Source organism: Glaciimonas sp. GNP009 (genome assembly GCF_054343755.1).
In genome coordinates, this window is the sequence record NZ_JBTGUV010000004.1 from 5,210,203 (window position 1) to 5,235,433 (window position 25,231).

Sequence of the window (25,231 nt, forward strand, 5' to 3'; positions counted from 1 at the left end):
ATCAACATCCTTTGGATAATATCTGAGCCAATTGCGCAACACTGGCCAGCTCGGCACGCAATGCGCGGGGTGACGCGATGCGATAACGTGCGACGCTGGCGCCTTCGCCTATTTTGATTCCTATCCCGCCCACTTGTTGTACATAGGCAAAGCCAATCTCGTCAGTTGTATCATCGCCGGCAAACACCGGACGCGTGCCAGCAAAAGGCGACTCGGTCAAAAAATCGCGAATGGCAGTGCCTTTGGTGATGGTTGCAGGTTTCACCTCAAACACCATTTTTCCATGCAACAAAACCATGCCAGGACAATCGCGAAGCGCAAAGAGCAGTTCTGATTCACAGAGCGCCTCAAGCTCGGGGGCTTGACGATAATGCAATGCAAGAGTCCCGCGTTTTTGCTCCACACGCAACCCTGAATAACTCGCGGCGAGACGCACAGCGCAGGCCTGAATGGCAGAAAATGTGGGAGTAGTCGCGTAATGTAAAACGCCGTCAGCATCGCGACGTTCTATGCCGTGTACACCTGCGACTGGTAATATTAACGGTGCGAGCATCGCATCAATCTGCGAAATAGGACGGCCTGACACAATCGCCAAGCGTCCATCGAGATGATCACGGATATGCTGTATGGAATCAATTAATTCTGGTATGACGACGACTTCTTCTGGCGTGGGCGCCAGATCGACAAGGGTGCCGTCGAAGTCGAGAAAAAGAGCGCATGCGCCCAGATTGCCTAAGTTAAATGTTGATTGCGTATCTATAAGTTCCGTAGGATCTGCGTTTTTCATTTCTGGATGATCCCAGTGAATAGAGCGAAAATGGTAACCCTTGTAACGTGGTTGCGGTTAAATGGAATTGCCTGAAGCTGCGCTGAACTGCGCGAAGCAAATTGCTATTTTCGTTAAAAAACCACATCGGCGATGCTTGTTCGCTAAAAAAATATGCAAATTACATCACTTCAGTTCGAGCAGCTTTTTGATAGTTTAGTTCACAATTATTTTGGAACGGCTGCTAACAGCGGATAAAAAGAGAAAGACAAAGAGAAAAAACATGGCTGGCCCTTGGTCTAGCCAGACACTTGCCGATTGAGAAGCTACTTCATTAAATAGAGTGCCAGCGAACAGAAAGCGCTAACCACATTTGCGAACTACGATGCCATAAGGATACCGCAGGAAGCAACAAAGTGCTGGCCACTCACTATTTAAGATAAATCGATTAGGCGTGCGGCAGAAGTGCGCGCCAACAATCTCGGTAGTCTGCCAATCCAGTCAGTTCCGTCGAAAGCGGCGTCGACTTGGTTACCGTTCCGTCAACAATATCCAGCGTAGAAGGCCAATGTTGCAACATCCATCCCCCGCACGTCGTACCGCTGGAATCCTCTGAAAAAGACACTGCTTGTTGTGGGCGTAATATCCCAAGCAAGGCCGAGAAGAAGGGGTTATCAGTAAAACTGCCCTCCACCACTATCGGCCCCGCAGATTTCAGCGCGTCCAAACAATAATCCGTCATCAGCACGCAATACAGCGTAGCAAGCGCATAGCGCTCTTCATCTGACTGTGGCAAGGTTCCGCAGATGGTGCCGTTCTGCCCCGAAAAAGGGCCGCCGGACTCCGCAAAACAAGGCAGCGCCAACGTATTTTGGTTGAGCAGATGCTGCAAGTCATGGAGGCTGCATAATGTCGGTTCTGAACCAGCAATTGCAGAAAATTCGCGGCCGCCCATAAAGCGCATACAGGCCACGGGATCGCCTAACGCGTTGACATTGGCCAGCATGTCGGATCGCTCATTCAAACCATCGAGCGACGCACCCAAGGCGGCAACAATAACCCACGTGCCAGTTGATAACACCGATCGTTGCGTTGTATCCCCCACTCCTCCAAAATACCGCAACAGCGATGCATTGCTATCATGGATGCCACACAGAATCTTGCAATCGGTCGGCAAGCCAGTCCGCGATGCCAAATCGCCATGCAATGGGCCGAGTGCGGCCCATGCATCACGCATCGGCGGAAAGCATTTTTCCCAACCTAACCGCCTAACCAGCGAGGAATAACCACCCGCTAACGGTTGCCACAAATCAGTGTGACATCCAAGCGACGTTATTTCGCTTGCTGCGATACCAGACAATCGCCACGCCCAATATTGCGGATAATTCAGGATGTAGCGTGCGCGAGCAAACTCAGCCGGATAGCGACGTGATAACCAAAATAGTTGACGCCCCAGATTTAATCCTGCGCCCAGATTAGGTGAAAACGTTTCGGAAAAAGGCGGTCGCACGCTCTCGTAGTGCCAATCACATTCCTGCGGCAACACAGACTCATAATCCAGCACCGGCAACACCAATCCAACGGCGTCGACCAGCGCAGCGGTAGCACCATGGGTAACGGGGACGATAGCGAGAATATGTGCGGTGTGGGAAAATACTTGCAACGTATTGAGCAACCAATCCCAGATGCGCTCAGTGTCATGATGCGGATAAGGCCCACTATGGACGATGGCATTGGCACAACGTTGCTCAGCGAGTGTCTTGCCGCTGGCATCCAGCAACGTCAATTTGACATTGGTTTTGCCAATGTCTAAAACAACTGTTGCGTTGTTGATGCCCTTAGGAGGCTTGATGAGATCGTTGGAAGGCATAGTTCAGGCCCAAAAAGATGCTGTAATCGCGCATACAAACATTGGCTAACAATACTACCAACTCAGGCCAGATCAAGTCATAACGGAGTTTGTATTCGCTGACATTTCCAGCCTTGAGTTGGGTTTTGAAGACAATTGGTTCCATCGATTGTCAGTAATTTTATTTGCGTAGCAAGCGCGGCAATGCAATGGTGATCAACAGCAGCAGGCCGACAACGATTGTCATAATAATCCCAGGAATATTGGCTAATGCCAGTCCATACGTCACCATCCCAAGTGTCAATACGGCTAGTAACACCCCGCCAATGCTACCCGCGCCGCCAGCGATACTCACGCCACCCAAGATCACCATAGTAATGATTTCAAGCTCCCATCCAAGCGCGATGTTGGGGCGCGTGCTGCCGATCCGTCCAGTCAGCAAAAAACCAGCCAGACCGGCCATTGCGCCCGTCAACATAAACAACGCCAAACGGTAACGATTCACAGCGATCCCGGAAAATCGTGCGGCTATCGGATTATTACCGATAGCGTACATTTTCCGTCCCCAACTGGTGGCATGTAACAGGACCGCAAACACTATCGCGAAAACAAGTAATACCACAAACTCACGCGGGATCACCTCGAAGAAATATCCTTGCCCCCAATCCACCAACAATTGCGGATAACCGGTAAATGCCTGATCACCCAAAATTACACTCGACAAACCGCGGAACAGGGATACAGTCCCGATCGTGACCACAATGGAGGGCAACGCAAAGCGGGTAACTAAAAATCCATTTAACAATCCACACGCTGTGCCAGTCGCAATAGCGACAAACAGCAATCCCGGCGCTGGCATGCCATAGTGATGCGCAAGACCCATTGCCACCGACGACAAGGCGAGTATGCCCGAGACTGAAATATCAATCTCCCGACAGATGATGAGCAACGCCATCGGCAATGCAATCAACGCCTTCTCACTAAAATTAAACGTACTATCTGCGAGGTTATAAAAATCAAAGAAGTGCGGCAACAGAAAGCTATTCGCAACAAATACCACAACAAACAGGATCGCTAACAGCGTTTCCCAGCGCGCCATTAGGCCGCCGATTCTAAAGCCTTGTCGGTCCTGGATGGTGTAACGGGATGTCGCTGTCGAAGGCAATGGCGCCGTGTTCATCGTACTCACACTGTTTCCCTTACTGTCGATTGGCCGGATTGAACGGATGGAGGCGGTTGCCGGGAAGGATCAAGCGACTGCAGCGACAATATCTGTCTACCGTTTTTGGTATTGCCACGGGCATTGATCACCACGGCGGTCAGAATCACGATACCGGTCAATGCGCTCTGCCAGAACGGCGATATCTTTACAATCGGCAAAGCGTTATTGATCACCGATAGAAATAAGGCACCCAAAACCGCACCGGCGACACTGCCAACACCGCCCGCAATACTGATACCACCAATCACACAAGCTGCAATAACGGTGAACTCAAACCCATAAGCGATTTCGGTATACGCTACGGCATAGCGCGCAACCCACAAATATCCGCACAGACCGGCCATCATGCCCGAGAGTCCGTACGTCCAAAGTAAGCGTTGAGAAATCGCAATACCGACGTAGCGCGCAGCCACCGGTTGATTGCCGATGGCATATAAGTCTCTTCCAAAATGTGTGTAGCGGGCAATAAACCACATGACGATAATCGCAATCGCTGCCAACCAAACCAGATGCGAGACACCAAGAAAATGGGTCAGTGGAAACGCGATAAACGCTGCGGGCATTTGCCGCGACGACACCCATGCACCGCCGGAAAGCACGAATACCAGGCCACGATAGACGCTCATCGTGCCTAAAGTAACGACAATCGGCGGTAGATTCAGATAACCAATCAGCCAACCGTTAATCAAGCCCAGAAACAGACCAATACCAAGTGCCACCAGAATGATCACTGCCACCGACAAATCAGGGAATTTGGACGCCAACAGTGCCGTCATCATTCCCGATAGCGCAAGATTTGACGCAATCGACAAATCAATACCACGCGTGACAATGACGAACATCTGGGTCAACGCCAGCATCACCAATAACGTGCTATCGGTCAGCAGATTAGACATGCTCGAGGCACTCAGGAATATCGGCGCACGCAACCCGACCACACCAATCAGTAACAAGATCAGCAACGCCAGCAGCGCTTCACGATTTTTTAGTAAGCGCATACAGTTTCCTCTGCGGAATACGCACTACCGGATGCAGTGGCAACCACGTTTTCGGGTGTCGCTTGGGCCCTCGTAAATATTTTTTTGATGTGACCTTGGTGCATGACCACAATTCGATCAGCCATACCCAGTACTTCCGGCAATTCAGACGAGACCAGAATCACCGATAATCCCTTCGACACCAGTTCACTGATAAAAGTATGGACCGCTGCTTTAGAACCAATATCAATCCCCTTGGTCGGCTCATCCAGAATAATCACCTTTGGATCGGTCGCGAGCCATTTTGCCAGCACCACTTTTTGTTGATTGCCACCGGATAGTTCCGATACCATTTGGGTAAAATGCCCCGCCTTCAATTCCAGCTGTTCGCTAAAATGACGTGCAATAGCCGTTTCTTTGGCACGTCGACCCGACAGAAAAAAACCAATTTTGGATAGGATCGGCAATGTGATGTTGTGGACAATTGGAAGCGATAAATGTGCACCCTGATGCTGCCGATCCTCCGGTACATAGGCGATTCCATGGGCAATAGCGTCGCTGGTGGAATGGATAGTAATCGCCTTTCCGTGCAGCTTCACCGTACCGGTAACCTCAGGCGTCAGTCCAAATAGCGCCTGCATGACTTCAGAGCGCCCGGCACCCACCAGACCATAAAAACCGACAATTTCACCTTGTTGCACCGAAAAGTTCACTCCGTTAAATTCGGTCGGATGACAAAAATTTTCCACCTCAAGTATTGTCGGACCTAGTGCAACTTCAACCTTTGGAAAGACCTGATGAATCTCACGGCCGACCATCAACGCCACCAATTCCGGCTCGGCAATATCGGCAAGCGCGCCCGCAGCCACAAAATGGCCGTCACGTAATACCGTGTAACGATCAGCCACTGCGAAAATCTCATCAAACTTATGGGAGATAAAAATAACCGCCGTTCCGGCATCGCGCAATTGCCGGATGATCCGATACAGTTCGTGAATTTCGCGTTGCGACAATGACGCAGTGGGCTCATCCATGATGACTACACGCGCGTTTTGCGAGAGTGCACGGGCGATTTCAACGAAATGGCGTTGTGCAACGCTCAAATCTTTAACGCGAGCGCGCACCGGCAAAGTGACTTCCAGACGTGCGAATAATTTTTCCGCTTCTGCCTCAATGAAAGCCCAATTAATCCGGGGTGGGAATCCATGTTGCGGCTGACGACCAATAAAGATATTTTCCGCCACAGTGAGTTCATCGAACATGACGGTTTCCTGATGAACCGCTGTGATACCTGCATGCATCGCCGCCTGGGGATTGGCAAACGAAACCAGTTTTCCAGACAGATGGATCGTGCCGCCATCGGCTTGGTAAATCCCGGTCAACGTCTTCACCAGCGTCGATTTTCCAGCACCATTTTCACCAATCAGCGCCATCACTTCTCCGGCGCGAACGGTCAGTCCCACATCATCCAGCGCAACAACGCCATGAAAACGCTTACAGATGTCGGATAACGTCAGCACCGGCGGCGTATCGGACATCGTCAGATCGGATCGCGTCAGATCGGATGGGGCGGAATAAGTGTTTGGCGCAGCGTTCAAGGGCATATTCATTTCATAAATGATAGGGAACAAGCGCCGCGCCTGATGCAACTATCTGAGCGTTTCGACCAGCGCAAGACAATCAAACCTCATCCTGTGAACGTAGTTGCAGCTAATACTGCAACCACTGTTCAGAAACCCCTACACTACGACGTTATTGCATAATATTGATGCGCACGGCAAAATCGATAAGCCCGATTTGATTGTCAAAATATTTTGGCAAACTTGTCGACGTTATCTTTATCGTAGGTAAATGGCGGCGCTAACGCAGCTTCATTGTTAACATCAAGCGTAATCTTACCCATCCGTCCGACCGCGATACTCGCACCCGGTTTAGAAACGGCTTTTCCCTTGACGAAATCGTAAGCAGCATAGGTCGCCGCATAACCGAGATCAATTGGGTTCCAGATCGCAAAGCTTTTCACCGCCCCACTCTTCACATGACCAGCCATTTCAGACGGCAAACCGAGTCCTGTGACAAATACCTTGCCAACCAAATGTTCATCCACCACGGCTTTACTGGCTGCATTGATACCAACGGTAGTCGGGGCAATAATCGCCTTCAGATTTGGATTGCTACGCAACAAGCCAATTGCTTCTCGATAGCTCTTGTCTGATTGGTCATCGCCATAGACGGTCGCAACCAGCTTTATCTTTGCGTACTCGGGTTTCGCCAAGACCTTTTTCATTTCGCCAATCCAAATATTCTGGTTGGTTGCCTGAGCGGTGGCCGACAGAATTGCCACTTCACCGGCTCCGCCAATCGCGTCAGACGCCATCTGAATTTGTTTCAAACCGATCAATTGCGCATTGGATGGATTGAGTTGCATCAACCGCCCATCTTTTGCGATACCGCTATCAAAAGAAACCACTTTGATACCGCGTTGCATCGCTTTTTTAGTAATCGGCACCAGCGCGTTGGCATCATTGGCTGAGATCACGATAGCGCTTACTTTTTGGCTGATCAGAGAGTTGATGATCTCAATCTGGCCTTCCGCTGTTGGCGTGGTTGGGCCGGTATAAATAATCTCAACATCCCCAAGTTCTTTCGCGGCCTCTTTTGCGCCCTCATGGGCAGCGTCAAAAAAACCATTGCCGAGGCTCTTTACCACCATCGCGATCTTTATTTTTTCGGCCGCCTGGGCGCTGTTCACCAAGCCGCCGATCATGCCGACGGTCAACGCGGCGAGCAATATTTTTTTTAGTTTCATTGCGATGTCTCCTGTGATAAATACGACTGTGGACCGAATGTCTTCCAGCCTTGTTAAATCAATGTTTTTTGGGGCAATTTTGTTGAATCAATCTTGCATTGCATTCATCGGTACTTTTTCCGGCGTCACGGTAATCACCTTCACACCCGCCTGTTCCAGCATCTGGATCGCGGCATCTGACGCGCCCGTATCGGTGATGACGCAAGCGACACGGTTAAGACCGCATAAGATCAATCCTGCTTTGCGTGCAAACTTTGAACTGTCGGCCAGTACAATCAATTCTTCGGTCTGACTGATCAGGCGCTTTTCGGCCTGAATCAAAAGGGGATCGACCTCCATCAAACCCAGCATCGACAATCCGTAGACGCCCATGAACATTTTTGCCGCGTAGTGATGTTGGGTAATATCGTTATCGAATGGACTAAGGATGACGTTTTGCTCACGGTAGACCTTGCCGCCCGGCAGAATGATTTCATTTTCGCTCGACATTAATAGGCGCTCTGCCATCAAAAACGAATTAGTCAAAATTTTCAGGCGTTTTTCGGCAAGAAATTCCACCATCATGTAAGTCGTTGTGCCGCCATTGATAATGATGGTTTCGCCATCGGCGCACATGTTTGTGGCATATCTGGCGATAGCGCGTTTTTCTGCGGAAAAACGTTCTATATTGTTTTGAAAGGTTTCGCCAGACAAGGCAAATGCACGTTTTTTTTGCGGCAGATTCTCTGCCCCGCCACGGGTTCGGGTCAACAGATTACGTTCAGCAAGCCAGGCGATATCGCGCCGCACGGTCGCTGGCGACGAATTCAGCCAATCAACCAATTGCTCTACGCTGACCGTGTTGTGCTCGGCGAGTAACTTCAGCAAGCCTTTACGGCGTTTATGATTCACCATTCACACACCATCGCTGATCCACCACAGCGCGTCAGCGCTTGTTGACATCGCCAATTTATTCACCACTTTGTCTCCTGTTTGGATTCATCTCTTTTGATTGCTACAGCAAGTTGCAATCAACAGGACGATCTCTTTCTCGGTAAAACAGACTAAGCATTTGAGAAATGCCTGTCAATCACCAATCAATCAACTCGATGATTATTTGCATTTCAGTCAAACCATTGATTATATTGCCGACAACTTAATGCGAACATCAATCAACATCGTGATTAATTCAACTTCAATCACCATTTTGAGCGCCAAAAGATTGACAGTGATTAGTGCCTGCTTTCTACTAGTCGTCATTGCTCATCCCCTTTGCATTTTTAAAAAATCGATGTGATCAGAGCCTAATACATTAATAAATAGGCGTTACGCAGAACAGTCCCTTCAACGAGCTTGCGAACGCTGCCGACGCAGACAGTACGCGAGTACCAAGCCACGTTGGCGGCCAGGAAAGCACAACGTTGCTGGGGCGACTTTGCGTAACGCCTAAAGTAATAACAATAGATGATGGAGACTGTATGACTGAATTGATTGCCACCACGCCGCAAGGCCCGATCACCCCGATGTGGGATGATGCCACCGCTGCGATGCTCAGCGCGCCCGAACTCCTGTTATACCGCTCAAACCTGCTTGGTTCTGACATGCGCATTACCAACTTTGGCGGTGGCAATACCTCCGCCAAGATTGATATGACTGACCACCTTACCGGCGAGCAAGCCGAGGTTTTGTGGGTCAAAGGATCGGGCGGCGATTTGGGAAGTATCAAGCTGGACGGATTTTCCACACTCTATATGGACAAACTGCGTTCTCTCAAAAATCGTTATCGTGGCTTGGCGCTGGAAGATGAGATGGTCGCCTATTTGCCGCATTGCACCTTTAACCTGAATCCACGTGCGGCCAGTATCGATACGCCATTACATGCCTACATCGACAAAAAACATGTTGATCATATGCATCCGGATTCTGTGATTGCGATTGCCGCCTGTGCCAATAGCCGAGCACTGACTCTCAAAGTCTTCGAGGGTGATTTGGGTTGGTTGCCATGGCAGCGGCCCGGTTATGATCTCGGGTTAAAGCTAGAGGTGTTATCAAAAGAACAGCCGCACCTAAAAGGCATCGTTCTGGAAGGACATGGTTTATTTACGTGGGGCGATACATCTAAATCCTGCTACGAGATTACCTTAGCAATCATCAAACGCGCAGAAGACTGGTTGGCAGCCAACAGCAAACAACCGGCTTTTGGCGGTAGTAAGTTCACGCCACTTGTGGCCTCCGAACGTGCCGATCTGGCAGCGCGTCTGATGCCGCTTTTGCGCGGCAAGATTAGTCAGGATGAATATAAATTAGGCCATTTTGACGATAGCCAGACTGTGCTCGATTTTGTGTGTAGCACTGATTTGTTGCCGTTAGCAGCGCTCGGAACGTCATGCCCGGATCATTTTTTGCGCACCAAAATCCGCCCGTTCGTGGTCGATTTTGACCCAGTCAATCCCAATTTTGAGCGATTATTGGCTGGTCTGGACGATGCATTGCGCGCCTATCGTGCCGAATACCTCGCCTATTACGCCCGCTGCAAACGCGATAATAGTCCGGCAATACGCGATGCCAACCCAATCATTTATTTGATTCCTGGGGTTGGTATGCTGTCCTTCGCCAAAGACAAAGCCACAGCCCGCATCGCTGGGGAATTTTATGTCAATGCCATCAACGTCATGCGCGGCGCAAATGGGGTCGACACTTATGTCGGCTTGCCAGAGCAGGAAGCCTTCGATATCGAGTATTGGTTACTGGAAGAAGCCAAGCTGCAACGCATGCCCAAACCAAAAAGTCTCGCGGGACGCATTGCACTGGTCACGGGTGGTGGCGGCGGAATCGGTCAGGCGGTTGCGCGCCAGCTGTTACAAGAAGGCGCTTGCGTCATGCTGACCGATATCGATGCCGAGGCGCTGATACAAGCCGAACAAACACTGATCAAGGTCGCCGGACGCGATTACGTCGCTAGTATCTGCGCGAATATCACTAGCGAGCAAGATATTGATATCATCCTCAGCAGCACGGCGCTCCGCTTTGGCGGCATTGATCTGCTGATCTCTAACGCGGGAATCGCTTCATCCGCGCCGCTAGAAGACACTACGCTGGAAATGTGGGAGCGCAATCAATCGATTCTGGTGACAGGCTACTTTCTGGTTAGTCGCAGCGCTTTCCGCATGATGAAAGAACAAAAATTAGGCGGCAGCATGGTATTTGTCGCCAGCAAAAACGGCTTAGTGGCATCCGCTGGCGCATCGGCATATTGCACCGCCAAAGCAGGTGAAATCCATCTGGCGCGTTGTATTGCACTGGAAGGCGCTGCGCATGGTATCCGTGTCAATGTCGTCAATCCTGACGCCGTGATCCGTGGCTCGCGGATCTGGGATGGAAAATGGAAAGAAGAGCGTGCCGCCTCGAACAAAATTGAATCAGGCGATGTGGAAGAATTCTATCGCCAACGCAGTATGCTTAAACGCAGCGTCCTACCCGAAGATATCGCCGAAGCAGTGTATTTTTTGGCCAGCGATAAATCGGCCAAGAGTACCGGCAACATCATTAACGTTGACGCGGGAAATGCGGCGGCGTTTACACGATAAGGCAATAAGGCGAATGCGCCCGAATCGCCAGCATATTAAATATACATAACCAGCAGCAGGCGCTAATAATTGTTGCCTCGGTGCTGAAAATCAGGAGACATGATGAATGCAATGATCGATACCGGCCGGATTGCCGAACACAATACCAACATACAAAATAATCTTCAAGCTGACTATGAAGCACTCGGTGGCATGCTGGCACGGCGCGGACAAGACATTGAAAAATTGACCGCATTAGCCCAAACTTTTGCAGTCGCGTTACCGAGTTGGGGCGTAGGCACCGGCGGTACGCGTTTCGCACGTTTTCCAGGAATTGGCGAGCCGCGAAACGTGTTCGAAAAGATGGAAGACTGCGCGGTGATCCATCAATTAACGCACGCTACACCGACTGTATCACTGCATTTTCCCTGGGATAAAACGACTGATCCTGCGGCTCTGCGAGAAATCGCAAGCGGATATGGCTTAGGTTTTGACACCGTTAATTCGAATACATTTCAGGATCAGGCCGGGCAAGCGCATTCGTACAAAAATGGCAGTCTGACAGCAAACAATCCTGCCGCACGCGCTCAAGCGATTGCACACAATATCGACTGCATTACGTTAGGGCGGGCCCTCGGTTCTAACGCGCTTACAGTCTGGATCGGTGATGGCGCAAACTTTCCCGGCCAGCACAATCTACGCGGCGCGCTCGAACGCTATCTGGATAGCATGCGCGAAATCTACAGCGCATTGCCATCCGACTGGCTGGTCTATATTGAGCACAAATTATTTGAACCGGCTTTCTACGCCACCACTATCGCCGATTGGGGTACTAGTTTTGCATGCGCGACCGAACTGGGACCGAAGGCAAAATGCCTTGTCGATCTGGGTCACCACGCGCCCAATACCAATATCGAAATGATCGTTGCCCGCCTGGCACAGTTTGGCAAATTGGGTGGTTTCCATTTTAACGATAGCAAATACGGCGATGACGATCTGGACTCGGGCAGCATCAATCCCTTCCAATTATTTTTGATCTTCAACGAGTTGGCGGATGTTGCGCAACGCGAGGGGGCATCGTTTAAACCATCGTATATGCTCGACCAGTCACACAACGTAACCGATCCGATTGAAAGTTTGATGAGCAGCGCCATTGAAGTACAGCGGGCGTTTATTCAATCTGCCATCGTTGACCGCACGGCGTTGCAGCATTATCAGGAGCAAAACGACGTACTCCAATCGGCACAAACCTTGAAACATGCATTCCGTACCGACGTCAGTCCTATTCTGGCAATGGCACGGTTCCGCTCGGGCGCGACAATCGACCCCATCGGCTGCTACCGTTCAACCGGATATCGCGCTCAAAAAGGCCAACAACGACCACCGAAGGCAGGGATCAGTAGTAGCGGTATTATTTGAGGCTCTAGAATTCAATCCCGGCATCAGGTTCCCAGGTTCGCAACCCCGCAGCGCCTCTAATGTCCTGCCTCAGCGTATAAAACCAGGCGCGCGGAACGTCCACGAGGAAAGCTAAAGGTCGGTCAACGGTTTGTTACTCTAACCTGAAGCCAACTTTGATCGTTACCTGATAATGAGAAATCTTGCCATCCACAATATGACCTCGGGTTTCAACGACTTCGAACCAGTCCATATGTTTAACCGTCAGCGCCGCCTTGGTAATCGCATCACGTATTGCATCATCGCTACCAGTTTTTGAGGTCCCGACCAACTCGACCAGTTTGTACGTATGGGTAGACATGGTAATTTCCTGTATTGGCTATGGTTGAGTTGATATCTGACATTCGCTCGCATATCGCTTTAGCTTCCATCATAGTAGTCAAATGATTCATTTTCCATAAAAATCATAAAACTTAATAGTTCCTCAAACTTTCGCCGCGCCGATACTTCACCAGCCTTGCTAGCAGACAGGCCTAACCATTTCCTTCGCGCTCTTTATCCCATCCCTCTATTCGCTGAACAGCGTTCGCATCGCCACCTCTCAAACCAACCGGTCGGCTAACGACTGGGGGTAACCCGCCATACGACATTGCCAACGTCATCAGCGACCAAAAGCGCGCCCGTGCGGTCGACCGCCACGCCAACCGGGCGGCCCATCGCATCACCCTGCGCAGTTACAAAACCGGTAAGAACGTCTTCAGGTGGACCAGCAGGATTTCCGTCAATAAAGGGGACAAAAATCACTTTGTAACCGCTCCTGGGCTTGCGATTCCAAGAGCCGTGCTGGCCGATAAACGCTCCGCCAAAAAAATGCTTCGGCAATAAATTACCTTCATAGAAAGCAAGCCCAAGGCTGGCCGTATGCGCACCTAGCGCATAATCTGGCGCAATCGCTTTATCCACCATATCAGGCCGCGGCGGCTTCACTCTCGTATCCACATGCTGGCCATAATAACTATAAGGCCATCCATAAAAACCGCCGTCCTTCACCGAAGTCATATAGTCCGGCACCAGATCGCTGCCAAGTTCATCGCGTTCGTTGACCGCCGTCCACAGAGCACCACTGTGTGGTTGCCAAGCTAGACCATTCGGATTGCGTAAGCCCGAGGCGAAGATGCGCGAGCGACCTGTTTTGGCATCAACTTCCAGGATGGCGGCGCGGTTGACCTCGTTTTCAAGTCCGTTTTCGGCAACATTGCTATTCGAGCCAACCGTTACATATAGATGCGCACCATCCCGACTTGCGATCACGTTTTTTGTCCAGTGATGATTGATCGGCCCTCCGGGTAAATCAATCACTTTTACACCTGGCACCGTAATTTGTGTTTCGCCAGTGCGATAGGGAAAGCGCCATAAGGCATCAGTCGTAGCAACATACAAATCGGTGCCAACCAATGTCATACCAAAGGGAGAATTCAATCCTTGCAGGAACACCGTTTTTGTGGCGACCACGCCGTCGCCATTTGTATCGCGCAACAGGGTGATGCGATTAGCGCTCGGTACGCCAGCACCTGCCCGTTTCATGACAAGCCTCATGATCCAACCCTTAATACCTTTGCTATCGTCGGGCTTGGGCGGAGCGTTGGTTTCTGCCACCAGCACATCACCATTGGGGAGTACATACAACCAACGCGGATGATCAAGGCCGGTGGCAAGTGCTTTCACTGCAAGGCCAGCGCCGGCCTGCGGTACTACGCCAGCAGGCCAACCCGTAGCTGGCGCTATATTGACGGTGGGCAATAGCGTCACATGCGGTGCCGGGATTGTCGGATGTGGCCCCATATCCGCCTGTTCCGGCAATGTCGCCACCTCGCCACAAGCGCTAAGATGCATGACTAAAACACAAATGGTCGAGGGTGCAATAAAAGGATAGCGCATGTAAAGTCTCCAGGTATCTGTAGATTCTATCAAAAAATATTTTACTGCAAGGTTTGCATGTATGCGGTCAGTATTTCGATGAACAACGCGATAAACCTGTAAGACAGGACCTGATGTACAAGGAGAGCGAGGAGGTCTATATCGATCCGGCTCTTTGTTCCGCCTGCATTACTACGCCAAACGGTCATAAAAACGTTATAACCTGGACCCGATAAAGAGCGCACAATAAGGACCATGACTTAGTTGCAATAATGCTGAAATCTCATCTGTTGGAGGCGTTTATGTTCAATAAAATCCTGGTCGCTTACAACGGCACGCCAGACAGTCGCTCGGCCTTATACGAATGTATTCAACTCCATCCGCCTGCTTCGACTGAAGTCCATTTGCTGGCCGTCATCGAACTGTCGGCGCATGGAATGGCCGGAGGTTATTGCCCGGAAGTGGCTTTTGCAAACAGGACTCAGGTCATTAAAGAAGAATTGGAAGCGGGTAAAGCATTAATGGTCGCCGCTGGACTGCGTGTGGCAACTCACCTTCAGACTGGCGAACCGATTGATGTGATCGGCTCAATGGCAGAAGCGTTAAAAGTCGATCTTGTGATCGTCGGGCACTCTCGCCGCAAAGCGTTTTCCGCCCGTTGGTGGCGCGGATCGACGGATGCTTTGCTCGTCGAACGGGTCAAATGCAACGTGTTAGTGGCTGTTCAAAGCGCCCTATAAAACCCTAAAGCACATTTTTATTTTTATTTTAAAATTAGGTTGTGACGCTCGAATGACTTAGCTTTAAGTTAGAGCAATAAACCCGAAACACTAAAGCCAAATCATAAGGCTTATTTTTTCTTTCAGCGATACCATCATGGACCATCGCTGTGCGTCTCAAACGTCGGTTAACGTCCACTTCAACCCACTAGGTGAATGAACTTATCCTTTGCCTTAACTTTAGGCGCCGCGCGCTATATCTGCAATGATTTCATATGACCGAAGCCGTGCGGCATGATCGAAAACGTCCGAGACGATCATCAATTCGTCCGCACCAGTCATTGAAATTAACCTTTCCAACCCTTCGCGTACAGTCTGTTTCGAGCCGACAACCGAAAAAGCCAGCATATGCGATGCTTGCGCTTTCTCTGCACCTGACCAATAAGTCTCAATATCATCGATTGGTGGCTTGCTCAAACCTCGGGCACCGCGAAACATGTCGGTAAAAGACATTTGTTGCGTCGTCGCCAGACGCTGCGCTTCGGCGTCGGTCTCGGCGGCAATAATATTGATACCCACCATCGCATGCGGCGATGCCTGTTGAGCAGACGCATGAAATTGCGCCCGATAAGCTTGGAGCGCGGCCTCAAGTGAATCCGGCGCAAAATGCGATGCGAATGCATATGGCAAACCCAGTTTGGCAGCAAGTCTGGCACCAAATGTGCTCGATCCCAAAATCCAGAGAGGCACTTCTGTGCCTACGCCTGGTACCGCGACAATGCGTTGGCCCGGTTCAGCTGGCGCGAGAAAAGCCTGAAGTTCGAGTACATCCTGCGGGAATTCTTCAGCGCTCGCAGAATCGCGGCGCAGCGCACGCGTAGTAATCTGATCAGTGCCCGGCGCCCTTCCCAGTCCCAGATCAATGCGCCCCGGAAATAATGATGCAAGCGTTCCAAACTGTTCGGCAATAAGGAGTGGAGCGTGGTTTGGTAGCATGACGCCACCAGCGCCCACGCGAATCGTGCTGGTTCCAGCGGCAACGTGCGCAATCGCGACAGCTGTTGCAGCACTGGCAATACCAATCATATTGTGATGTTCGGCCATCCAAAATCGGCGGTAGCCCCAACCTTCAGCGTGGCGTGCGAGATCTCGCGCATTGTCGAGCGCGGTGCGGGCGGTGCTACCTTGCGTAATACGGACCAAATCGAGGATCGAAATGGGGATCATGGGTGTGTCCTTATCTAACTGCTTATGCGGTCTTTGAGTATAACCTTTCTGCCGATTTTGATTTGGCGGAGGCCAGTCTTATGGGCTGATAGCGCGGCAGATCAAGTCAGCGCTTACACTTAAAAAAGAGGTTGGTTCAAAACACTTACAACAGTGTCATGCGACATCGCTCGAGTAATGGAATTGGGTAAAGAATGACGTCCACGCCGCTTTCAACCTGTGATATCCGCGCTATTTGCGTCTGATGTTCTAGCGCGAGGACATCCATTGAGGATTAGGCTGAAGTTGCGCTCCTCCCTTAAAAACTCGATGCCGTCAAAATTACTTCATCGACGCCCATTTCAAGCTCTTTAAGGGCTACCGCTCGAATTAAGGGTTTGTTATCCAAAAAGGCGCTGACCAATTGGTCTCGAGTGAGACTACTTGCCGGATTTTTTGTTAAATGCCGTAACGCCTCGGCTAGCACCGTACATGTCACTGTTCCTCCCTCAAATGGCACAGCGAACGTAATCTCGGTATTTTTTCCATTAACTAGCATATAGCCCGCTTCTTGAAAAATTTCTATTCACTCATCAAAAGCAACCTGAATTATGGATTCGATCGCCTGAACGCATACAAGACAAATACAACTATCGTATTTAAATATTAAGTGAACGTAGAGAGGTTAAGTTGGATGTCCGCTTTAGCGTTTTCGAGGGCTGCATGGTTTGCAGTGCCGTGAGTGGGCAGTCCTTCCGCAATATTTGCCCGAGTCCACGATATTTTTGTTTCACCATCTTCACTGATTGAATATTCAGCTGCCCAAACGTCACCAATAGGCACAGCACGCGTATGTATCTCATAACCTTCGTAGTTAGTGGTTGTAATGGCGCTCATATCGCTCTCCTTAAAAGAAAAATACACTCGTTTGTATTTTTTTAGATAACGTAGTTATCAAACAATTATTTTCAACAGTATTTACTATTACCATAAGGAGAATACTCGCAATACGCAAAGCCTCTCAAACTAGTGTCAATTATGGATTCCCTTAGAATAAGGCCTGCCAAAAGAAAACATCTTTCAATAAATTTTAATTGGGACTTGCCCAAATCCATTCCGAATATTCAACAATAAAGAGAATCAAACCTAGTCTAAACACGTTTGAGATGTAACAATATAGGGCTGTTTTATTTCATTTTGAAGAGGGCTGGATCCGCTTTTTTATGAATCTAGCTCATTGGCAGAGACAGGATTACCGGCGCACTGTGAACGGCTGGCGCCAGGCAAAATGCGGGTTTCATCGTCAAGCATGACTAAACTACGGAAAAGTATGAAAGAAAACGGCCAGAGCAAAGCCATACTGGGCGCCATCCTAGGAGGAATAACAGGATTGGTTTTAATTTCAAGCGCGGTTGCACAAGACTCGACCACGTCTGATGTTGATGAGTTTCCTCAGCGCATAATGGGTGATTTAGGCGTAGGTGTGTACGAGGCACCCAGCGAAATACACGGAGAAATACGTGGTAAACGTAGTTCAACCCTGATATTGCCGTACGCCTATCTTGACTATGGCCGGTTATTTGCGCGGGTCGATACCTTCGGCATAAAAACGGTCAAAATGGGCTATGGCTATCTGGAACTCACTGGTCGTGTCAGTTTTGATGGTTTTAAAACTTCCAACTCAACGCTAAGAGGTTTGACCGAACGCAAAAATGGGATTCCCTTAGGTATTGGCACTTTTCAGGAAACTCCGGTTGGTGCGTTCTTTCTGAACGCTTTTTACGACGTCAACAAATCGCATGGCACGTTGCTGGAAGCCATCTATGCAGGTGAAATAAAGGCTGGCCCGGTTAACTTTTACCCACAAATCGGTGCTGAATATCGCAATGCAAATTTCGTTAATTATTACTACGGCATTACACCAGCCGAATCTGCCGCTAATAAACGTTACGCTGCCTATCAAGGCAAAGGCACAACAAATCCACTCGTGGCACTACAGGTCGAAATTCCTATTAATGCAACCTGGGTTGTCAACGTATACGGGCGCTATAAGTGGCTCGGCAATGGCATCACCAACAGTCCCATCGTCGACAAGAGGACGGCTCAAAGTTACTTTGTATCACTAGCTTATCGATTTAAGTAATTGCAAAATATAAGGGCAACTTAATCGCGTAGTTTTAAAACGCACAAGGCGGTTTATCAGATCGCATTCCTTTAGATAGGTCGACGAAAGCGGCACTCCGCTTAAGTCAGCTATCATCAATAGTAGAAAGTAAGCCTCTATTTTTAAAGCTCCCTTTCAACATTAGCAGTCTTTTTTTGGAGAACGATCATGACTAAGCAAATAATTGGTGTAATTGGATTGGCCGTAATGGGTCGTAATCTTGCACTAAATATTGAAAGCCGAGGCCATTCGGTCTCCGTCTATAACCGTAGTGCTGAGAAAACTGATTCGCTGGTCGCAGAATTTCCAGACCGCAATCTTGTTGCAACGTATTCTCTCAAAGAGTTCATCGATTCGCTCGAGAAGCCGCGCCGCGTCCTGTTAATGGTCAAAGCCGGTTCGGCGACTGATGAGACGATTGCTGCCGTCAAGCCGTTATTGGATAACGGCGACATCCTGATCGATGGTGGGAACACGCATTTTACCGATACCATTCGGCGCAACGACGATCTGGCCAAATCGGGTATTCACTTTATTGGCACCGGCGTATCCGGTGGCGAGGAAGGTGCGCTTAAAGGCCCCGCCATTATGCCGGGCGGGCAGCGCGAAGCTTACGATCTGGTCGCACCGATACTGACCGAAATCGCTGCCAAAGCGGCGGACGGCGTGCCCTGCGTAGGCTATATCGGCCCCAATGGCGCCGGACATTTTGTGAAGATGGTCCACAATGGGATTGAGTATGGCGACATGCAACTCATCGCAGAAAGTTACGCGGTCTTAAAAAACGTCATTTGCCTATCGAATCAAGAGCTAAGCCAGGTATATTCAGACTGGAACAAGGGTGAACTCAATAGTTACCTGATAGAAATCACTTCCCAGATTTTTGCAAAAAAAGACACCGATACCGATAAAGATTTGGTAGACGTCATCCTGGATCGGGCTGCACAAAAAGGCACCGGAAAATGGACCAGCCAAAATGCGCTGGATTTAGGCGCGCCGCTACCTCTTATCACTGAAGCAGTTTTTGCGCGCGTCTTATCGTCGCTCAAAGACGAACGTGTAGCAGCAAGCAAAAAACTGTCAGGACCGCTGCAACAAACCTATAACGGTGATCGCAAAGCACTGATTGACGCTGTGCAACGTGCGCTGTATTTCAGCAAAATCATTTCATACGCACAGGGCTTTGCACAGTTGCGTGCAGCATCGAATGAATACAAATGGGATCTGGACTACGGGAACATCGCTAAAATTTTCCGTGCCGGTTGCATCATCCGCGCCAGTTTTTTGCAAAAAATTATGGAGGCGTACGCTACTAACAAACAGTTGGCTAATCTGCTGCTGGATGACTACTTTTCCGAGATCGCAGAAAAATACCAATCCGCACTGCGCGAGGTTGTGATCGCTGCACTCAACGCTGGTGTGCCGGTCCCCGCGTTCTCGTCCGCGATTGCTTATTTTGATGCGTATCGAACCGAACGGCTTCCGGCCAATCTAATTCAGGCACAACGCGACTTTTTTGGCGCGCACACGTTCGAGCGGATTGATAAAAAGGGCAGCTTTCACGCTAGTTGGCCTTAATACACAAGAACGCACCAACGGTGATCTGTCGTCTCTTTATTTTTATTTGGTTTGTTTGCAATCGGCACAACTATGATTTAACTCATCGAACAAAACCTGTTTTGGGCCCATTAATCTGGCGCATTAATGTGCACCTTAATGCGCCTGTACAGGTTAAATAACGAAAGAAATGTATGCCAGTGATAAAAAAAGCAGCGGAAGAAAAAAAACAGCAACAATTAACAGAAATGGTGAAGTTCGCACACGACAGACTTCCACCCGACGTTTTTGCTACGATGCAGCCCTTTATGGCAAATTACTATTCTCAAGTTGGTGAGGAACAGGTACAAAGTCGCAATATCAGTGATCTGTATGGTGCTGTAATGTCCCACTGGCAATTTGCACGACATTTTAAAACAGGCGCGCCCCGCGTGCGTATTTATAATCCCCAAATCGATGAGCACGGCTGGGAATCAGCCCATAGCGTCATCGAAATCGTCAACGACGACATGCCCTTTCTGGTGGACTCGGTAACCACCGAAATTAATCGCCTTGGACTCACGTTGCACGCTGCCATCCATCCGGTATTCCGTGTCTGGCGTGATGCTTCCGGCCAAGTCGAAAGAATTCAGGCTGCTACTGACATCAGCGCAAAAATCGATGAGCAACACAACGCACCAAAGCTGGAATCCTACATACATTTTGAGATTGACCGGTGTACCGAGCCTCAGAAGCTTGAAGAAATTTTAACTGGCGTCAAAAAGGTACTAAGTGATGTACGGGCAGCAGTTGAAGATTGGCACGGCATGATGACCAGCGCCACGGCCGCAGTCACTGAACTAAATGATCAGCCCGGCAAGGATGACACGCAACAGGCCGAAATCGACGAAGGCCGCGCTTTTCTGGAATGGATGATCAATGATCACTTCACGTTTCTAGGCTGCCGCGATTATGAGCTAGTCATCAACGCTGGTGAAAATTATTTGCAGGCAGTTGCGGGCTCAGGTCTCGGAATATTGCGCGATTCACTGCGGGATACCACGCGGTCGTCGGATAGCGCTGACATGACTAAATTACCAAGCGGCGCGCAAGCGATTATCGACTCTCCTTCCCCTGTTTTTATCACCAAAGCTGATTCTCGCGCTACCGTGCATCGCCCCGGCTATCTGGATTACGTCGGTGTCAAACGGTACGATACTGGAGGCAAAGTGATCGGCGAACGGCGCTTTGTCGGCCTTTATACCTCAACCGCGTACATGGTTACTACTAGCGATATCCCGATCATACGGCGCAAGGTGGCGAAGGTGCGGGAGCGTGCAAGCTTTGTACCAAAGGGGCATCTGGCAAAAACGCTTACGACTATACTTGAACAATATCCACGCGACGAATTGTTTCAAGTTGATGAAGACAATTTGTACGATACCGCCATAGGTATTCTCCGGCTTGAAGAGCGCCAGCGCACACGCCTATTTGTACGCCGCGACGCATTCGGCCGTTACGTATCCTGCCTGGTGTACGTGCCGCGTGACAAATTCAATACAGAACTACGCGTCCGTATCCAAACTTTATTGCTCGACGCATTCAATGGCTTGAGTATCGAATTCACTCCATTGTTGTCCGATTCCGTATTGGCACGTATCCAGTTCACAGTGCGTACCGAAGCTGGTACAGTAACTAATACTGATATTAGCGAACTTGAAACCAAGATTGTGCAAGCCACACGCCGCTGGCAGGACGATCTAGCCGATGCATTGCTGGAAAATCGTGGTGAGGAACATGGCAACCGATTATTGCGCCGTTATGCGGCTTCATTTCCGGCTGGCTTCCGTGAGGATTATGCAGCGCGTGCCACAGTGCGAGATATCGAATTAATGGAACTGGCACAACAGCGGGCCGGACTGGCGATGAATCTATATCGCCCTATCGAAGCTGCTGCTTCGTCCTTACGCCTGAAGATATACCACTCCGGCAAACCAATCGCCCTCTCGCAGAGCTTACCGATGCTGGAACATATGGGTGTTAAGGTGCAGGAAGAACGCCCTTATCGGATTGAAGTGCAAGATGCGGCTCCCGTATGGATTCATGATTTTGGTATGCAAACTGCAGATGGCGGGGAGGTCGAGATCGACCGCATCAAAGACATATTTGAAGATGCATTCGCCCATGTATGGAATGGCGAAGCCGATAATGACGACCTGAACCGACTGGTATTCGGCGCCCAACTCAATTGGCGCGAAGTGACGATATTACGTGCTTACGCACGCTATTTACGTCAGGTCGGCTCAACCTTTAGCAATGCGTACATCGAACAAGCTTTGACCGGCAATCCGTCGATTGCCCGCAAATTGGTAGAGCTGTTTATCGCGCGCTTCGATCCCGCAGCTAACATTAAGGGTGGTCGCCCTGACCAAGTCCGCATAGATACCCTTTTGCAGCAGACCGAAGAGGCGATGGATCAGGTTCCTAACCTGGATGAAGACCGCATTCTAAGACAATTTTTAGGGGTCATTCAAGCGACGTTACGCACCAATTATTTTCAGCGCGACGTCAATGGTAAACCGAAACCATACTTATCATTCAAGTTCGACCCAGCCAAGGTCCCGGGACTACCGGCTCCGAAGCCGATGTTCGAAATTTGGGTCTATTCGCCGCGTTTCGAGGGCGTCCATTTAAGAGGTGGCAAAGTGGCCCGCGGTGGATTGCGCTGGTCGGATCGACGCGAAGACTTCAGGACCGAAGTATTGGGACTGGTGAAAGCGCAAATGGTGAAGAACGCGGTCATTGTGCCAGTTGGATCAAAAGGTGGGTTCGTACTGAAAAATGCGCCGCCAGCCTCGGACCGCGAAGCCTATTTAAAAGAAGGTATCGCCTGCTATCAGAATTTTTTACGCGGCTTGCTTGATCTGACCGATAATTTAGTTGGTGGCAAAGTCGTACCACCCACGGACGTCGTACGGTATGACGCGGATGATCCTTATCTGGTCGTTGCCGCAGATAAAGGCACGGCGACTTTTTCCGATTTCGCCAATGCTATTTCTGCCGAATATGGATTCTGGCTCACTGACGCGTTTGCCTCCGGCGGCTCCGTGGGTTACGACCATAAAAAAATGGGCATTACGGCCCGCGGTGCGTGGGAAGCGGTCAAACGCCACTTCCGCGAAATTGGTGTCAACACGCAAGAACAGGATTTTACTGTTGCCGGGATCGGGGATATGTCGGGGGATGTGTTTGGTAACGGAATGCTGTTATCCAATCACATTAAACTCGTGGCTGCTTTCGATCATCGTCATATATTTCTCGACCCTAACCCGGATACTGCTGCAAGCTTTGCCGAACGCGCACGCTTATTCGTCTTGCCGCGCTCCAGTTGGGCAGACTATGATGCCAAATTGCTGTCCGTCGGCGGGGGCATTTATCCCCGGTCGTTGAAGACCGTTCCGCTCTCGCCGGAAGTCCGCGCTGCACTTGGGGTTACCGCTACCGAGTTGGCACCAACCGATTTAATACATGCCATTCTGGTCGCTCCGGTAGACATGCTGTACAACGGCGGTATCGGCACTTATGTCAAAGCCGGTTACGAATCCCACGCACAGGTCGGTGATCGTGCCAATGACGCCATCAGGGTTAACGGCGCGCAACTACAATGCAAAGTGGTGGCTGAGGGCGGCAACTTGGGACTAACCCAATTCGGGCGCATCGAATTCGCCCAAAAAGGTGGACGGATCTGCACCGATGCCATCGACAATTCCGCTGGTGTTGATTGCTCAGACCATGAAGTCAATATCAAGATTTTGCTGGGACTAGTGGTGACCGAAGGCGAGATGACCGAGAAGCAACGCAACAAATTGCTCGCCGAGATGACCGACGAGGTGGGCAAACAGGTGTTGACCGACAACTACTACCAAACCCAGGCCCTGTCTGTCGCCGGTCGTTGCGCCGCATCACTACTTGAACCGGAAGCACGTCTGATCCGTTATCTTGAGCGCGCAGGACGACTTGACCGTACGGTCGAATTTTTACCCTCGGAGGAGGCTATCGCCGAGCGCAAGACTGCCAAGCAAGGACTAACCACGCCTGAACGTGCTGTGCTGATGGCCTACAACAAAATGTGGTTGTACGAAACCACGCTGGCCTCGGATTTACTGGATGATCAGTTTATTAGTCGCGCACTGGCACAATACTTTCCGCAACCATTGCGCGAACGTTATCCTGACGTGATGTCGCGTCATCCGCTGGCACGCGAAATCATTGCGACTTACGTGGTGAATACGTTCACCAACCGGGTCGGGACCACTTTTGTGCATCAACTTAGCGAGGAAAGCGGAGCCAGTCCGACCGATGTGATCAGAGCCTCCATCATCGCGCGCGACGTTTTTGGTTTCGAGGACATCTGGAGCGATATCGACGCACTGGACAATGTCGTACCCGACGCGCTGCAAGCTCAAATGTTTATTGCGGTCGGCCGCCTTATCGAGCAAGCCAGCTTCTGGTTCTTGCATCGTCATGCCACCGCAGAGACGATTGAAGCCATGGTCGCCCGTTTCCGCCCTGCCGCGGATCAGCTTGGCCCTATATTGGTTTCATTGCTGACAGCCACAGATGCAGAAGCGCTAAAAGCGAAACAAGCGGCATTGATGCAAGCAGGCGTATCGGAAACGCTGGCGCGGCGCGTAGCAAGTGCTGAGCTGATCGGTGCCGTACTCGATATAGCAGAAGTGGCTACCGTGACGGGTCGTAGTCTGGAGCTTGTGGCGCAAGTTTATTTCGCCCTCGACCTCAATCTTAACTTCGGATGGATGCGAGAGCGTGCGGCCACACTACCGGTCGATACGCATTGGCAGACACTTGCCCGCACCGCTTTGCAAAGTGATTTAACCACGCTGCAACGCGCCCTGACGGCAAATGTTATCCAACTCTCGCCTACTCTCGACCAATCCCCGGAAATGGTCGAAGTCTGGCAATCTGCCAATCGTCCACAATTAGAGCGCTACCGTCGCCTGTTGATCGATTTTCAGTTGGGGGGAAATGTCGATTTGGCGATGCTTTCTGTAGCAGCGCGCGAGATGCGAGCGATAGAAACGAAATAAGGCTGTCCACAAAAA

General features: G+C 50.3%; 19 protein-coding genes. 6 read left to right on the top strand and 13 right to left on the bottom strand.

Translation table 11 applies throughout. The features are described from left to right. Window position 1: 1 nt before the first annotated feature. The 8 genes from otsB to ACXX82_RS23935 all read right to left on the bottom strand — a co-directional run bounded on the left by otsB (window position 2) and on the right by ACXX82_RS23935 (window position 8,517). Window positions 2-787, bottom strand: coding sequence for a trehalose-phosphatase (otsB, locus tag ACXX82_RS23900; protein ID WP_458563849.1), 786 nt, complete (start codon window positions 785-787; stop codon window positions 2-4). Between the two features lie 427 nt (window positions 788-1,214). Continuing rightward, on the bottom strand, window positions 1,215-2,636 hold the full coding sequence (locus ACXX82_RS23905) for an FGGY-family carbohydrate kinase (RefSeq protein ID WP_458563850.1): 1,422 nt from the start codon (window positions 2,634-2,636) through the stop codon (window positions 1,215-1,217). Beyond that, on the bottom strand, window positions 2,605-2,781 hold the full coding sequence (locus ACXX82_RS23910) for an L-rhamnose mutarotase (protein WP_458563851.1): 177 nt from the start codon (window positions 2,779-2,781) through the stop codon (window positions 2,605-2,607). The genes ACXX82_RS23905 and ACXX82_RS23910 overlap by 32 nt, the downstream gene beginning before the upstream one ends. A gap of 15 nt (window positions 2,782-2,796) precedes the next feature. Beyond that, window positions 2,797-3,795 carry an ABC transporter permease gene (locus ACXX82_RS23915; protein WP_458564051.1) on the bottom strand — a complete coding sequence of 333 codons (999 nt, stop codon included), beginning with the start codon at window positions 3,793-3,795 and terminating at the stop codon, window positions 2,797-2,799. 5 nt (window positions 3,796-3,800) lie between these two features. Beyond that, the gene (locus ACXX82_RS23920) at window positions 3,801-4,835 is read right to left on the bottom strand and encodes an ABC transporter permease (protein ID WP_322239067.1); all 1,035 of its coding nucleotides are present in this window, start codon (window positions 4,833-4,835) and stop codon (window positions 3,801-3,803) included. Next, complete coding sequence (locus ACXX82_RS23925) at window positions 4,823-6,418, bottom strand: sugar ABC transporter ATP-binding protein (protein WP_458563852.1); 1,596 nt, start codon at window positions 6,416-6,418, stop codon at window positions 4,823-4,825. The genes ACXX82_RS23920 and ACXX82_RS23925 overlap by 13 nt, the downstream gene beginning before the upstream one ends. A gap of 200 nt (window positions 6,419-6,618) precedes the next feature. Continuing rightward, complete coding sequence (gene rhaS, locus ACXX82_RS23930; RefSeq protein ID WP_458563853.1) at window positions 6,619-7,623, bottom strand: rhamnose ABC transporter substrate-binding protein; 1,005 nt, start codon at window positions 7,621-7,623, stop codon at window positions 6,619-6,621. Between the two features lie 87 nt (window positions 7,624-7,710). Continuing rightward, on the bottom strand, window positions 7,711-8,517 hold the full coding sequence (locus tag ACXX82_RS23935; protein ID WP_458563854.1) for a DeoR/GlpR family DNA-binding transcription regulator: 807 nt from the start codon (window positions 8,515-8,517) through the stop codon (window positions 7,711-7,713). Window positions 8,518-9,080: 563 nt separating this feature from the next. On the opposite strand from ACXX82_RS23935, the gene ACXX82_RS23940 reads away from it, so the two are divergent. After that, window positions 9,081-11,189, top strand: a complete 2,109-nt coding sequence (locus ACXX82_RS23940) for a bifunctional rhamnulose-1-phosphate aldolase/short-chain dehydrogenase (RefSeq protein WP_458563855.1) — start codon at window positions 9,081-9,083, stop codon at window positions 11,187-11,189. 102 nt (window positions 11,190-11,291) lie between these two features. Next, complete coding sequence (rhaI, locus tag ACXX82_RS23945; RefSeq protein WP_322240686.1) at window positions 11,292-12,587, top strand: L-rhamnose catabolism isomerase; 1,296 nt, start codon at window positions 11,292-11,294, stop codon at window positions 12,585-12,587. Between the two features lie 133 nt (window positions 12,588-12,720). Here rhaI and ACXX82_RS23950 read toward each other — a convergent pair whose 3' ends face one another. Next, window positions 12,721-12,927, bottom strand: coding sequence for a dodecin (locus tag ACXX82_RS23950; protein ID WP_322239077.1), 207 nt, complete (start codon window positions 12,925-12,927; stop codon window positions 12,721-12,723). A 257-nt stretch (window positions 12,928-13,184) separates the two neighbouring features. Next, a complete protein-coding gene (locus tag ACXX82_RS23955) occupies window positions 13,185-14,504 on the bottom strand; it encodes a PQQ-dependent sugar dehydrogenase (protein WP_458563856.1) in 1,320 nt (439 codons plus the stop codon). Window positions 14,505-14,785: 281 nt separating this feature from the next. On the opposite strand from ACXX82_RS23955, the gene ACXX82_RS23960 reads away from it, so the two are divergent. After that, entirely contained in the window at window positions 14,786-15,223 is a 438-nt protein-coding gene (locus ACXX82_RS23960; RefSeq protein ID WP_458563857.1) for a universal stress protein, read from the top strand. Window positions 15,224-15,442: 219 nt separating this feature from the next. On the opposite strand, the gene ACXX82_RS23965 is transcribed toward ACXX82_RS23960, so the two are convergent. From ACXX82_RS23965 to ACXX82_RS23975, 3 genes are all read right to left on the bottom strand, one after another. Further along, window positions 15,443-16,429: an LLM class flavin-dependent oxidoreductase gene (locus ACXX82_RS23965; RefSeq protein WP_322239082.1), complete on the bottom strand. Its 987-nt coding sequence runs from the start codon at window positions 16,427-16,429 to the stop codon at window positions 15,443-15,445. 298 nt (window positions 16,430-16,727) lie between these two features. Next, a complete protein-coding gene (locus ACXX82_RS23970; RefSeq protein ID WP_322239084.1) occupies window positions 16,728-16,967 on the bottom strand; it encodes a DUF1488 family protein in 240 nt (79 codons plus the stop codon). A 107-nt stretch (window positions 16,968-17,074) separates the two neighbouring features. Next, entirely contained in the window at window positions 17,075-17,305 is a 231-nt protein-coding gene (locus ACXX82_RS23975) for a hypothetical protein (protein WP_458563858.1), read from the bottom strand. A gap of 433 nt (window positions 17,306-17,738) precedes the next feature. Here ACXX82_RS23975 and ACXX82_RS23980 point away from each other — a divergent pair, with 433 nt between their 5' ends. The 3 genes from ACXX82_RS23980 to ACXX82_RS23990 all read left to right on the top strand — a co-directional run bounded on the left by ACXX82_RS23980 (window position 17,739) and on the right by ACXX82_RS23990 (window position 25,216). Continuing rightward, the gene (locus ACXX82_RS23980) at window positions 17,739-18,551 is read left to right on the top strand and encodes a MipA/OmpV family protein (protein ID WP_458563859.1); all 813 of its coding nucleotides are present in this window, start codon (window positions 17,739-17,741) and stop codon (window positions 18,549-18,551) included. Window positions 18,552-18,740: 189 nt separating this feature from the next. Next, complete coding sequence (gene gnd, locus ACXX82_RS23985) at window positions 18,741-20,150, top strand: NADP-dependent phosphogluconate dehydrogenase (RefSeq protein WP_458563860.1); 1,410 nt, start codon at window positions 18,741-18,743, stop codon at window positions 20,148-20,150. 182 nt (window positions 20,151-20,332) lie between these two features. Then, window positions 20,333-25,216 (top strand): NAD-glutamate dehydrogenase, encoded by a 4,884-nt coding sequence (locus ACXX82_RS23990; RefSeq protein ID WP_458564052.1) that lies wholly within the window; start codon window positions 20,333-20,335, stop codon window positions 25,214-25,216. The last annotated feature ends 15 nt before the right edge of the window (window positions 25,217-25,231 follow it).